At 47.6% G+C, this 13,098-nt stretch carries 9 protein-coding genes and 1 tRNA gene; 4 read left to right on the top strand and 6 right to left on the bottom strand.

Going from position 1 to position 13,098, the window contains the following annotated elements:
* Positions 1-5 precede the first annotated feature (5 nt).
* A complete protein-coding gene (locus tag WCK19_RS01120; protein WP_342395503.1) occupies positions 6-2,867 on the bottom strand; it encodes a hypothetical protein in 2,862 nt (953 codons plus the stop codon).
* 175 nt (positions 2,868-3,042) lie between these two features.
* On the opposite strand from WCK19_RS01120, the gene WCK19_RS01125 reads away from it, so the two are divergent.
* Both WCK19_RS01125 and WCK19_RS01130 read left to right on the top strand, forming a co-directional pair.
* Complete coding sequence (locus tag WCK19_RS01125) at positions 3,043-3,672, top strand: hypothetical protein (RefSeq protein ID WP_342395504.1); 630 nt, start codon at positions 3,043-3,045, stop codon at positions 3,670-3,672.
* A 2-nt stretch (positions 3,673-3,674) separates the two neighbouring features.
* The gene (locus WCK19_RS01130; protein WP_342395505.1) at positions 3,675-5,348 is read left to right on the top strand and encodes an ATP-binding protein; all 1,674 of its coding nucleotides are present in this window, start codon (positions 3,675-3,677) and stop codon (positions 5,346-5,348) included.
* Between the two features lie 52 nt (positions 5,349-5,400).
* On the opposite strand, the gene WCK19_RS01135 is transcribed toward WCK19_RS01130, so the two are convergent.
* The 5 genes from WCK19_RS01135 to WCK19_RS01155 all read right to left on the bottom strand — a co-directional run bounded on the left by WCK19_RS01135 (position 5,401) and on the right by WCK19_RS01155 (position 12,113).
* Positions 5,401-5,622 carry an Os1348 family NHLP clan protein gene (locus WCK19_RS01135; RefSeq protein WP_342395506.1) on the bottom strand — a complete coding sequence of 74 codons (222 nt, stop codon included), beginning with the start codon at positions 5,620-5,622 and terminating at the stop codon, positions 5,401-5,403.
* Positions 5,623-5,726: 104 nt separating this feature from the next.
* On the bottom strand, positions 5,727-5,948 hold the full coding sequence (locus WCK19_RS01140) for a Nif11-like leader peptide family RiPP precursor (RefSeq protein ID WP_342395507.1): 222 nt from the start codon (positions 5,946-5,948) through the stop codon (positions 5,727-5,729).
* 112 nt (positions 5,949-6,060) lie between these two features.
* Positions 6,061-9,747 (bottom strand): tetratricopeptide repeat protein, encoded by a 3,687-nt coding sequence (locus tag WCK19_RS01145; protein WP_342395508.1) that lies wholly within the window; start codon positions 9,745-9,747, stop codon positions 6,061-6,063.
* Between the two features lie 31 nt (positions 9,748-9,778).
* Positions 9,779-10,231: a response regulator gene (locus WCK19_RS01150; RefSeq protein WP_342395509.1), complete on the bottom strand. Its 453-nt coding sequence runs from the start codon at positions 10,229-10,231 to the stop codon at positions 9,779-9,781.
* A gap of 121 nt (positions 10,232-10,352) precedes the next feature.
* Complete coding sequence (locus WCK19_RS01155; RefSeq protein WP_342395510.1) at positions 10,353-12,113, bottom strand: ATP-binding protein; 1,761 nt, start codon at positions 12,111-12,113, stop codon at positions 10,353-10,355.
* A 105-nt stretch (positions 12,114-12,218) separates the two neighbouring features.
* Between WCK19_RS01155 and WCK19_RS01160 the strand changes: the two genes are divergently transcribed.
* Together WCK19_RS01160 and WCK19_RS01165 are read left to right on the top strand one after the other, a co-directional pair.
* The gene (locus tag WCK19_RS01160) at positions 12,219-12,977 is read left to right on the top strand and encodes a phosphatidylserine decarboxylase (RefSeq protein WP_342395511.1); all 759 of its coding nucleotides are present in this window, start codon (positions 12,219-12,221) and stop codon (positions 12,975-12,977) included.
* A 46-nt stretch (positions 12,978-13,023) separates the two neighbouring features.
* Positions 13,024-13,096: transfer RNA gene (locus WCK19_RS01165), tRNA-Arg, on the top strand.
* Positions 13,097-13,098: the final 2 nt, after the last annotated feature.

Below are 13,098 nucleotides of genomic sequence, written 5' to 3' on the forward strand. Positions count from 1 at the left end.
TACCCTTATTGCTTGTTTTGTATTGCTACTTTTAATAATTTAACTCCCAAGCTGCGGCTATCGTTACCAAGACCGTAGCTACTTGGCTTCCAAGTTTTGTCGGCTACAAGTTGCAAGATTAGTGAGTTCGCGCCGGGTTTGCAAGTCAATTGGCTTGCTGGAACGCTTGCCGGTATATCAAGGGTATAGGTTTTAGCCCCCGGTTGCAAGCTTAAAACGCCCAACGCTGACAACTTTTCCAATCTGCCCGAATCCCAATCATAGGGGTCGTTGCTGAGATAAACCGAGAGATTAAGCGGTGAGAGGCTTGCCGGTCGTGTAACGCTAGGGTCAATCGTCAGTTCAAGGCGATAAGGGCGTGTGGGGTCAAGGCAGGGTACGCGCAACACCCCGTCCTGAGTAGTCCAGCGGTAAGTGGCGCCGTCTTTTTCGTTTTCAAGGTTGGAGAAGCCCAATACCAGCGCGGCAAAATCTTTTTGACCGATTTCCAGTTTCCAGCCTTGCGCCTTATCGGGTGCGCCCGTGCCTACATCATTGATGCTGGCATCACTGGTTAGACGATAGATGCCGTAGGTCAGGGTATTATCCTGAATATTGTAGGGTTTCTGGGTCTGAAGGCTTTCAAATTGCCGGAAATGTAGCGCTACTTCGCTTTCCCATTTAAGGTTATAACCCTGCGGCGCGAGTCTGCCGCCATCAGGACCTAGCATCGCCTTGACGGTATAGCCCTGTTTTTCCCACTCTGCAATTAATTTGCTGAGTACGTCCCCGGTAGGAGGGGCAGCGGTGAGCAGGAAGGCAGGACGATTAAAGGCGTAGGTTAGGATGGTAGCTGATTTGGCATCCGCATCTCGTTCCCCGCTGTAAATAATGATGTCTTTAGGACCAAACTTATCGGCTAAATTTTCCATTTGCTGGAGCAAACCGGGTGCATTAGTGCCTGCCCCATATTCAGAGAGGGTGTAGATAGTGCGGTTGGTATATAGCATGAAGATTATCAATCCCACCGCCGAAAGCAAGCCTAGTGCTAGCCCGATTTTATAGCCTGTGCGTTTTTCAGTACGCTTTTTAAAAATTCTTCCTACCAACCCCCCAAGATAGGGCAATGTTTCCAGCGCGGCATAGGCAATAAACAGCGAAAAAGCCGGTATAGTCAGGTTTACGTAGCGGCGCAGGCTGTAGATATACCCTTCCTGAGTATAGTTTTCGTCCAGAAAAAAATAACTCACACCCAGCGTAAAGGCAAAAAACATCGCGCTCCGCCATTTTAGCTTTCCTGCCAGTAGCGCAGTTACCCCGATAATCATTAGCACAATTCCAAGCGGAGAGAAATACCAGCCTAATCGTAGCAAGTTGCGTTCCGGTCCAAGGCTGGTGGGCGCGCCGATATAACTTTGCCAGTTCATCATGTACTCGAACGGATTGCCCTTGCCGTCCGTACCTACCCGGTAAATTCGGATGAAGTAATTGAAAATCAGGTAAGCTGCCACTATCAGCGCCAACCCAAGCGAGACCCACCGCCAGTGCATCGCCAACCAACTTTCAAATCGCTGTACTTGTCGAGGAATTGCATTCAGGAAAATGACCACCAGCAAACCGAATACTGCTGCCGGAATTATTATAGGCAACGCTTTGGTGAAGTTTATAATTACGTGGTGATAAATGCCTTCCCAATAAGCCAGCGCAAAAAATCGGATATGCAGCGCCATGTGTATAAACAGTAGCCCGTATGCACCCAATAGCCACCAATGACCCGCATTCCAGCGGCGTGATAGGCGTATCCAAATCAGGTAGGGGATTACCAGCAGTAGGGTGAATAACGCTTGAGAAGCATGTGCCAAACATAGAATCCCCAAAGCACTGCCTGTTACGAAACCGCCCAACGCCCTTAGCCCGTTATCTTCCTGCTCTTTTTCTGTCTGATTTAGCGATACTGGGTTGACCAGCAAGCAGAAGGCATAAATCGCGGCAAATGCCAGAAACTCACCTAGCGTTTCCCAAAGAGTCTCGCGTGCAAACCAAACCTGTATCCCGTTTAACGCCAACAGCATGGCGGCTAGTACCGCTACCAATTCCCCACGCTTACCGGGCAAGAGTCTTCGCGCCGTCAGGTATAAGCCGAAAACTGCCATCAGGGCTAAAAAAGGATTAACCAGCACCCCACCGTATAAACCGAACAGGCTGACTCCGATTGCCAGAAGGGTAGGGTAAAAATGGAAGAATTGCGGAATAACTTTGCCCGTAGTTAATCCTTCCATGTTATCCATCACGAAGAAGCCGTTCATGCGCTGGAAGTCCACAAACAAGAAACGTCCTGTGCCTCCCGGCAAGCCCATCATCAGCACAGGGTAAAGCTTGCTATTCTGGCTACCGATGGTTTGCAGCAACGGGTCTTGAATCACCAGCGAACCGGTGCGGGCAATATTAACCCCGGTGTTGTAATACACCCCGCTATCCTGCGCTCCTGCCACAGTTTCATGCGGCGCAAGGAAAAATAGAACTGCCGTCCCCGTCAGCAAAATTACCAATAGCCAATCTCCAAGCGTCGCTTTCTTACTGAAGTGCGGGATTTGCCAGTGATAGCTGCGCCTAGAAAGCCAGAAAGCCCCTGCCAGCGTCCACGCGGCGGCAATCGCCAGCAATGCCCCTATCGAGAAAGCGCCAAGCGAAGCCAGCAATAGCCCTATCCACCCGCTGAACATTACTCCCAGTGTGACCGATAGAAAAATTTGCTCACTTGTTTTTAACATTCCGGGACGCGCTTTCCCGAAAGCCAGCATAAGTTGTAAGGTAACGAAACCGGGCGCAAGTATTAGAAATGGCGCGGCGGATATAGCTAGAAAAAGGGGTATAGAGATAGAAGACAAAGGTGAAAAAAGCCCTCCTGAATTTCCTTTTAAAGGAATACGCTGCTGCAAATTATACCACAGCCGCTTGAGCCTGTTCCCTACGCAAGTTGGGTTGAGGCTGTCGTCTGTTTTTTCCTCTCTCTCGATATGTTATAATCTGCTTAGTACCGTTGTTCTTATTTGGGGAGAAACTATGACTGATACTTTTCTGAATATTGCTTCTAGTATTGGCGAGGTGGTGGAAACCAGCCTCACCGGATATACCGCCCAAGCTTATGAATTGGACAACCCTCCGCCTTTTGGCGGTCTGGTACAGGTTAAGGATAAGGGCGGCAACAACCTGATTTATGGCGCAGTTTACCATATTGCAACGGGTGGTATTGACCCCGGCAGACGCGCCTACGCCCGTTCGGTTGAGGGCGAGCCTCGCCAGATAGATGAGCAAGTTTATAGCGCCAACCCTCAGCTAACCCGCTTGCTGCGTACCGAATTTGCAGTGGTGGTGTTGGGTTGCCGCAAACTGGAATCCGGCAAAATTACTTATACCTATCCAGATTACCCTCCCCCCTTGCATTACAGCGTGGCACTTTGTAATGATGATGAATTGATTGATTTTACCGCCACCCCGCTTTATTTACGTACCCTACTTCAAGCCAGCCAAGCTCCGGTAGAGGAATTGACTGCGGCATTGCTAAGACATGGGTCAGCAGTGCGCGGTTCGAGTGGGCGGCAATGGTTGGTGGATACCGGGCGGCAACTGGCGCGTTTGCTCAAGGAAGATTTTGACCGTCTGCGTACTATTCTGGAAAAATGTGAGAATTAGTTATGTCAACTAACTTTAATCGTAAACCTGAAAAATACCTAGGCTTGGTCACAAGCGGTTCGCTTTCTAAAGGTTTGCAGGTGCGTATCCGCAGTTCTGCCCCGCTTGAGCATATCCAGACCGGGCAATTCGTGGCGATAGAAAGCAACGGCGTGCGGTTCTTTGGGATGTTGACCGATGTAGCCCTAGAAGCAACTACCGATAGCATCTTGCTCGACCCTCCCGGTGATGATACATCCGCGCTGGTGCGTGAAGTGTTGCAGGGCGTTTATACTTATGGAGACGCACATGTGGACAACCGCCTTGCGCTGTATCAGGGCGATGCTAATCCGCGTCCTGTTCGCAGTATTCCAGCCCATTTTACCTCTGTTTATATTGCCGAAGAAACCGACTTTGACGCGGTTTTTGGCAGCGAAGACTTGTTTCAGGGAGGCAAGAATTTCGCTATCGGCAAGCCGTTGGATATGGAAATTGATATTTGCATTGACCTTGAGCGTTTTGTAGAGCGTTCCAACGGGATATTCGGCAAGAGCGGTACTGGTAAGAGCTTCTTGACTCGCCTTTTGTTGGCAGGGCTTATTCGCGCCGATATTTGCTCGAACCTTATTTTCGATATGCACAATGAATACGGCGAACAGGCGCAAGCCGAGAATAAGAAATTTGTTAAAGGCTTACGCTCTCTTTTCAGCCAGAAGGTGCAGGTTTGGTCATTAAAGAATACGCGCTTGGGTGGGAGCGGCAGTATAGATGGCGAAATCTTTATCGGCTTGAACCAAATCGAAGTCGAGGATATTTTGCTGTTACAGGACGAACTGAATCTTAATGCTACCGCTTCCGAGTCGGCTTATATCCTCAAAGAAAAATACGGCGATAAGTGGATTGTAGAATTGCTAAACGGTGACCCGGAGCAAATCGCCACCGATAGTAGAGCCAATATCCAATCTGTAAAGGCATTGCGTAACAAACTGCATGCTTTGAAAAATTTGCCTTTCGTAGTTGACCATTCCAGTATAGATTCGGTTAACCAAATCGTGGATAATTTGGCGCGAGGCAAGCATATTGTCATTCAATTTGGTAAAAGCGATAACATGCTGAGTTACATTCTGGTAGCAAATATCGTTACCCGCATAATCCATGAAAAATACAAAGATAAAGTAGATCAATATCGCCAATCTCAAAAAGCTTCGGACGAGCCACGCCGCGTTATGATTACCATCGAGGAAGCGCACAAGTTCCTGACTCCGGCGGTGGCGGGTCAAACCATTTTTGGCACTATCGCCCGTGAAATGCGTAAGTATTATGTGACGCTGCTGGTGGTAGATCAACGTCCTAGCAGCATTGACAGCGAAATTATGTCCCAGATTGGTACGCGGGTGGTGGCTCTTATCAACGATGAGCGCGATATTGATGCGGTTTTTACCGGAGTGAGCGGTTCAAGCGGTCTTAAAACGGTGCTGGCTTCGCTCGATAGCAAGCAACAAGCGTTGGTGCTAGGACATGCTGCGCCGATGCCAGTGGTAATCCGCACCCGTCCCTACGATGAGGCTTTTTACAAACAGATTATTTCAGGTCTGGAACTGGCACGTAGCACGGTGGATTGGGATGATTTAGACCCGGATTCGCAGGAAGAAGCACGCCAAAAAGCTATCGAAGAGGTAAAAGACCTTTATGGATAAAAAAGGACGGGTCATCATGCGCCCGTCCAACGTTATGTATTAAAGTCTGTGACTACGGACCAAGGCGGAAGAAACCGCGACTGACCCGCTTTTCCAATTCTTCATCGTTTAGCCGTGCTTGTCCTTGGCTGGCTTTAATCATTTCGACTTCTTGCTCGGTCAGGTCGTAGCCACCGATTTTGATAGCATCATCTGGGTTAGATAGTAATAAGCGCAGGAAATCTTTATCATTATTTGCTCGCGCTATCACCGCTTTCATAGCTTCGATAGACATAATTGACCCCTTTCATTTACGCCCAATACTCACTATATCTATTTTAACACCATTTGGTGGGTTTTGCGGGTATAAATTTTTCTTATTACAAGTCCGTTCTATATTTATGGACCAAGTCTAAAGAAACCATAACTGACCCGTTTTTCGAGTTCTTCATCATTAAATTTGGTACTTCCGCGACTGGATTTGAGCATTTCTATTTCTTCTTGAGAAAGGTCATAGCCTGATGCTTTTACTGCTTCTTCAGGATTTATCAGCAAGCGGCGCAAAAACTCTTTATCATTATTTGCTCTTGCCACTACTGCTTTCATCGATTCCATCGACATAGTGTTTATTACCTCCCTTCCTTCGGGCGGAGTTATATTCACTGACGAAACCAACTCTGTTACCCCTCAAGAACATTGTAATTCTAGTAGCGGTCAGTTGGTATGATTTTCGTCACACGGTAGCAGTTTGTTCAAATTTTTCCAATAGCTGCATCGCCCCATTGTAAGCCGGGCGGGCTTCGCAAGCGTCAAAGGTAAAACTGGCTTGCATCAGGAAACGCTGCGCTTTTTCGATTTCTTCCTGCTGGCGTTCAGGTTCGATTAGCCCTTCCGATAATTCGTGGAGTATAAGTTCTGCCCAATAAAATTTAGTGTAGCACATTTCTAGGTAGGCACGCATCGGATCGAGCGTTTCAAGGCTTTCCTTGTAGTATTGCTCGGCTTCCTTGTATTTATGCTGGTTGGAAGCTAATCTGCCCATGCGCCGTTTAATCTGTCCCAACATAACCGGGTCGCCTAATTGCCCCTCGATTATCTTGAGACACTCGTCAAAATATTCGTTGCACTTGATGTAGTTGTGGGTTTCCAATTCAAGCATACCCCGATACATATAGTTATTAGCCAGAGCTTCAGGGTTCGCGCTTTCCATTCCCTTGACATAGGCGCGTTCGAGCCACTCCTCGGCTTCTGCCAAACGCTGGTCAATGATGAGCGCCCAGCCGATATTGTTGCTGCCTTCCGCCAGTATTGCGGTTGCGCCTATACTCTCCGCCATTTTCAAGCTTTGCTGGAAATATTCAAGCGCGTTTTGCACATTTCCCTGCTGTAAAACCACGCGCCCGCAGTTCTGAAGCGCCATTGCTGCTAATACTTGGTTGGCGGCGCGTTCAAAAATGCGTCGGGCATCTTGGAAATATTTAAAAGCGGCTACCAGTTGCCCTTGACGTTCTGCTACAAAGCCCAGATTGCCGATAATGCCGCCGAGGGTTTCCACATCGCCGACCTTTTCAGCGTTCGCCCGCGCCTGTTTCAAGTAATTGGTTGCCTGTGTCAGGTTTCCAATCAGAATCATTACTACCGCAAGGTTGGTGTAAACCCGTGCTACCTGTTGGATATTAGAAGCGCGTTGGTGCATTTCGATGGCGCGTTGCAGGTTAACTTCGGCTTGATCCAATTGCCCAATATCGCTAAAGATTGTGCCAAGCATGTTGTAAGCTCTACCGGTTTCAACTTGTACATCTCGGCTCGTATCGGGCAAAGATTTGAGGGCTTGTAGGCTTTCTTCATTTGCGCGGAGGGCTGCTGTATGCTTGCCTTGCAGATAATAAATCCAGCCTATCTGAAGTAACTGTTTGGCGCGAAGGTGTGTCAAGCGGTTTTCCGGGTCTGGCGCGTTGGCTGCTTCCCTGATTTCTCTCTGGGCAATTTCAAAGCTTCGTGCTGCTCCCTCAAACTCGCCGCGTTTGCCCAACACTTCGATGATTCTTACCCGCAGGTCTATGCGCTCAAAGGGGTTGGTAGTTTTTCCTAGCGCTTCATCGTAAGCCTGAAGAGCCTCGCTGTAATCGGCTTTCAAGGCGCGAATATCCCCGATATTGCTATTTATCTCAACCAGTTTCTGCTCTTCACCAGCCGCAGGCTTGCGTTTAAGGCGTTCTCGCGCTTCGTAGAATGCTTTCAGCGCTTCATCATTGCGGTAGAGGGTCTTACGCATATGTCCAGCCAGCATGAGATAGTGAACCGCTTTTTCATCGCTATCGCTATTTTCATAATGGTACGCTAAATCATCTATCACAGTGTAGTCGTGGAGACGGTCAGCTTTGAAATGCTCTATAGCGCGTCCAATTTGCTCATGATAGCGTCGCCGCTCCGTACCGAGTAGATTGTTGTAAGCCACTTCACGGGTAAGAGAATGCCGGAAGCCATACTCCGGTTCTGGTTCTTGCCGCTCGGTATATATAAAATCCTCTTGATGCAAATCGGTAAGGGCTTCTTCCACCTGCACTTGCTGATTCTGTAGGTCTTCGGTTGCCAGTAACAAGCGTTGTTCAAAGCGCAAGCCAATAACAGACGCAACTTGTAGTACGCGCTTATCGCGTCCACCCAGTTTATCTACACGCGCCAGCAATATTTCTTGCAGGGTTTCGGGCAACTTGAAATTCTCAAGGTCTCCTACGATTTTCCAACTGGTTGTTTCGGTTAGGTCTTGTACAATTTGCTGTGCATCCAGCAGGGCTTTTAGAATTTCTTCGGCAAAGAAGGGGTTACCGCCGGCACGTTCCAGTATCCTGACCAATGTATTTGGCAATTCTGGCGCTTCTTCATGGTCAAGATTTATTGGAGCAGTCACATTGCCCATGCTGGCATCGAGCAATTGGCGTGTTAACACTTTTATCTGAGCAGAATTCAGGCTTTCAAGGGCAATTTCTTCGTAACGTTCTTTAGGCACGTTCCATTGCCTGCTAAAATCAGGGCGATGCACCAGCAACAACAACGCCGACATAGTATTGCTTGAACTGGTAACTTTCTGTACCATCAAATCCAGCACTTCAAGGCTACTGTTATCAGCCCAATGCAGGTCATCCAGCACTATTAGGAGCGAGTTGTTGTCGGCTTTTTTGAGCAAAAAGTCGCTGATTGCATCATTCAAGAGACGACTTCGTAATAGTGGGTCTAGGTTATCAACAAAAGAGTTTGGGAAATTAATACCAACGGCACGCCCAAGCAAGGAAGGTATTTCTCCGTATTCGCCTTCTTCGTTTTGTTCGCCTTCTCCAACCAAAAGATGAATTTGCGCCAGCAATTTTTCCTGCACCGTTTCTTCATCATCATTATCGTTGATGTCGCACATTTTGAAGATGGCGTTCCGCACTAGGCTAAACGATTGGGTGTACGAGTAGCTAAAAGCTGCTCCAGAAATATAGCGCACGTCTTGGTAGGTGATGGTGGCACGCCGTTTAAATTCGCGCAGAAGGCTGGATTTACCCACGCCCGCCTCTCCCATTACCGAAACAACCTGTCCTTTGCCCTCTATTGCTTGCAGCAAGCGGCTTGCCAGACGTTGCAATTCCGCTTCACGCCCCACCAATTGCAAATCTTTTCCGGCTAATCCTCGCCTATTGGCACGTTGCGGTTTATGTCCTATTACTTCGTAAGCGCGAACTGGCTCACGCTTGCCTCGAATCTGGCGTTCGCCTGTATCCAGAAATTCAAAAGCGTGCTTTGCCAGTTTATATGTTTCTTCGCCTACCAGAATTTTGCCAACCCGCGATTCGTGTTCGAGGCGTGAAGAAAGATTTACAGTATCGCCCATTACGGTATAGGCTCGGTAGCTGACACCCTCTACTTCACCGCCCACTTCAGCCGCGCTAACCCAACCTGTATTAATGCCGATACGCATTTCCAGCCCCACGCCCTCTTCTTTTTGCAATTTCAGGCTAAAGCGGGAAAGTTGGCGTTGCATGCCTAGAGCCGCGTGAATCGCACGCTCTGGGTGGTCTTCCAGCGCTTCGGGCGCACCGAACCGCGCCATAATGTTATCACCGGCGTATTTATCTACACTACCGCCCACCCCAACGATTTCGGCAGTAAGGAGACTAAACACCTCATTCATGATGTTCGTCACCTTTTCCACGTCCATTTTTTCGGTCATAGCGGTATAGCCGTGAACATCCGCAAAGAGGATGGTACAGATGCGGCGGTCGCTTGGGTAACGCTCTCTACGATTGCCACACTCTATGCAAAACGAGGCTTTTTCAAGTTTGGCAAGGCTGCGTTGGTCGCGCAAGCGTCTCCCACAACGCCCACAATAGTTGGCATTATCAGGGTTATCGTTCCGGCAATAATTACAAATTAACATTGTTGCAAATGAAAAAGGGATACTTTAGAGTCTAATGCTCCATTAACTTTTTGCGTTTGGCAACTAGATTGCGCCTTCGTTCATCACGCATACGTGGGTTAAGTATCATCAAAGTGATTTTGATACGATTGATAAGTTCTTGTGGGAAGAACGGCTTGGTCAGATATTCTACTGCGCCCTCTTCTAATCCATAAATGTAATCTTCATCGGCGGCTTTGGCGGTTAACATGATAACCGGGATACCGGCAGTCTCCGGTTCTTTTTCCAATTCGCGGAGTACTTGCCAACCATCCATTTCCGGCATCATCACATCTAGAATCACAAGATCAGGAAACTCGCTGCGGATTTTATCTAGACCTTCCTTACCGTCTTTGGCAGATATGACCTCGAATCCTTCACCCAGCAAGTTGGTTTCGACAATATCAACAATGCCCGGTTCGTCGTCAATAACCAGAATCTTGCGTCCCGCAGTTTCGATATTCATAAACCACTCCTGAAAACATAAGAGTTAGAGAAATACCCCCGCTATTTACTTTAAATTATAGTAATGATACGGCTTCGGTAAGATTTATTCTACTCTTTTATCAGATAAGCCGCAATACCTGTCACTCTGCATCCACTTTCCACACCTGTAGCGTGATGACAAAGGTAGTGCCTTGCCCTATAACGCTTTCCGCCCAGATTTCGCCGCCATAACTGGTAATGATATTTTTGCAAATATACAAGCCAAGCCCGGTTCCCTGTGTTTTGCGGGTTAAGCCTGTTTCTACCCGATAAAACTTCTCAAAAATGCGTGTTAGGTGTTCTTGTGCAATTCCGGAACCTTGATCACTTATCCTGATTTCGAACTTCTCACCTTCGTCAATTCGGCGTACCCCAACGCTGATTTTTGCGCCCTCTGGGGAATATTTGATGGCATTGGAAACAAGGTTGATAATAACTTGCTCAAACTGGTCGCGGTTGCAGCGAGCGCGGGCTTCATCGTGTGCTAAATCAATTTCAAGCTCGTGATTACCCAATTGCTCCTGAAAAGTAGATATGGCGTGATTAATCGCTTCTCGTATATTGACGGGCTGAGGATTTATTCTGAAACGCCCGGACTCTATACGTGATACACTCAGAAGATTATCAATTAAGGTAATTAGGCGGTTAGAAGCTTCATCAATACCGTTGATAAAGCGTTGCTCTTTTTCTGGACTCAACTTTAATTGTTCTGCTCGCAGCAAGGTGCTGGCATAGCCTTTTATCAGCGCGAGCGGGGTTCTGATTTCATGGCTGGCAATGCTTACAAACTCGTCTTTAACCCTATCCAGTTCTTTTAATTCCACATAGGCGTTTTGTACTTCCGTATAAAGGCGTGCATTTTCGATTGCCAATGCCGCCTGATTGGCAAAGGTCAGTAACAGGTTTACTTCGTGTGGGCTAAAATCGCGCACGATATAATCCGCCCCATACATCACTCCTACAATTTTATCGGCAGTTTTGAGCGGAATACACAATAGTGAGCTAACTCCGAAAGCTACTGCGTTACTGAAGCGTGCATCATCTGCCACGCTCATTATCACCAACGGACGTTCTCTCTCCACAATCTCGCCGCTAATTTCTACAAATAAGGAGGAATTGAGCCAGTTTATAATTTCATTGGTGCAACCGTGATGCCCGTAATCAGGGTGAATCTGTGGATGTCCAGCCTTTTGCTCATGCAAAGCCACCGCACCTGCGCTAAGTTCCGCCATTTCGCATAGCGCTGCTGCTGCCGAATTCATTACCTTTACCATATCGAGCGTTTGTCCGATGCGGTTGCTAAGATCGTTTAGCTTACCAAGTTGGTAATTATGAAACCGCATTGTTTCCTCACGGTGACGGATAATAGAGTCACGGGCTGTCATATACGCCTCCGCTACTGCGGCTACTTGAATATCCATAGCTTCGTTAATGCGCTTCTCCATCTGCATTACGCTGGCAGGAAAGGCTACCCACAGGCGACTTTGCAACATTCGCTGTACAGAGTCTAGCACGGCTCTGCGGAAAACCGCCAACGACATGAGCAAATCCTTCATCTGGAAACCTTGTCGCAACCGCTCACTTGCCATTTCCCGCGCCATCCGGTTAACCTGATCTAGCAGGGTATCTTGTTCTTTTCGGGTATATGCCATCAGGGCTTTGATGATTAATTCTAGGCTTTGCTCGTGGTAAAGCTCCGGGTTGCGTAACTTTTCCAACTCGGCGAAAGAGGGCGATTCTTTTTTTATCGCCTCCCACCATTCATTGAGAATGCGCTGCGAATCCTTTTTCAGGTATTTCGCCACGTTTGTAAGGGAGGTAGCATTATCTTTACTCTGGCTGTATCCTGAGTTTTGGTTCATAATGGCAGAATTCCGAAACGGATAAGGTTGGTTAAAACGCTCAATTGCGGGTAAATACCTTTCGATTATAGCACAGGAATTGTAGCTGAGCTCCTCAGTTGACAATTGCGTAATGTCGCACTATTCTATTTCAGCATGAAATATTTTATTGAGCTTATTGTTGATTTATCTCCACGCCCTCGCGTAATACGTGAAGGTTATTTACGTATTGGGTTGGCTACTTTGCTTTTAGCGATGGCAACTTTCCTGCACAAGGCGCTTAGAAAAACTCCCTTGAGACCATTTTCTACAGCCTTGCTTAATTCATCACTGGCTACCCTCTCTTTTATGCTTTTCTATTATCGTGACCCAATCCGCGAACCTCTAGGCAGTGACCCGAATTATATCTATGCGCCTGCTGAAGGTCGCGTTGTTTCTGTAGAAGAGGTTCTGGAACCCAAATTTATCGGAGGTAAGGCTCTTCGAGTCACGATTGCGGTGGGCTTATTTAACGTGCAATTACTACGGTCGCCCGTTTCTGGGCAATTACGTTACCATTTCATCGAAAATTTACCCGCAAGCAGCAATAATTATCTTGGTTTTGTCACTGATGATTCTCACAAAGTAATGATTACTCACATGTGGCGTTTCGGTAAAAACTTTTTGCCTGTTCCGCTTGGTTCAAAAAGAGTTTCTACCCTACGAACTGATGCAGGTGCGCCTGTAAAGGTAGCTCAAAAGATAGGGGCATGTGGCTTTGGAACTGGCACTATCGTTGAGCTTTATATAGCAGCAGATGGTATTGTACAGCCTGTCCCTGTTATCGGCATGAAAGTTCGCGCCGGTACAACTGTGTTAGGTCGTTTTACGCCAAAGAACGATTGACAAAGATTTAGAGGCTGGTTATACTCAAGTCTGCAAAAAATGTTTTGCGCCCGTAGCTCAGTGGATAGAGCATCCGCCTTCTAAGCGGATGGTCGTTGGTTCGATCCCAACCGGGCGTATT

The sequence above is a fragment of the Candidatus Chlorohelix sp. genome, assembly GCF_037138995.1.
GTDB lineage: Bacteria > Chloroflexota > Chloroflexia > Chloroheliales > Chloroheliaceae > Chlorohelix.

Bases quoted from the DNA above. Each gene is read 5' to 3' on its own strand.
- WCK19_RS01145 (WP_342395508.1), bottom strand. From the start codon at position 9,747: ATGTTAATTTGTAATTATTGCCGGAACGATAACCCTGATAATGCCAAC.
- WCK19_RS01130 (WP_342395505.1), top strand. From the start codon at position 3,675: ATGTCAACTAACTTTAATCGTAAACCTGAAAAATACCTAGGCTTGGTC.
- WCK19_RS01150 (WP_342395509.1), bottom strand. From the start codon at position 10,231: ATGAATATCGAAACTGCGGGACGCAAGATTCTGGTTATTGACGACGAA.
- WCK19_RS01155 (WP_342395510.1), bottom strand. From the start codon at position 12,113: ATGAACCAAAACTCAGGATACAGCCAGAGTAAAGATAATGCTACCTCC.
- WCK19_RS01140 (WP_342395507.1), bottom strand. From the start codon at position 5,948: ATGTCGATGGAATCGATGAAAGCAGTAGTGGCAAGAGCAAATAATGAT.
- WCK19_RS01125 (WP_342395504.1), top strand. From the start codon at position 3,043: ATGACTGATACTTTTCTGAATATTGCTTCTAGTATTGGCGAGGTGGTG.
- WCK19_RS01135 (WP_342395506.1), bottom strand. From the start codon at position 5,622: ATGTCTATCGAAGCTATGAAAGCGGTGATAGCGCGAGCAAATAATGAT.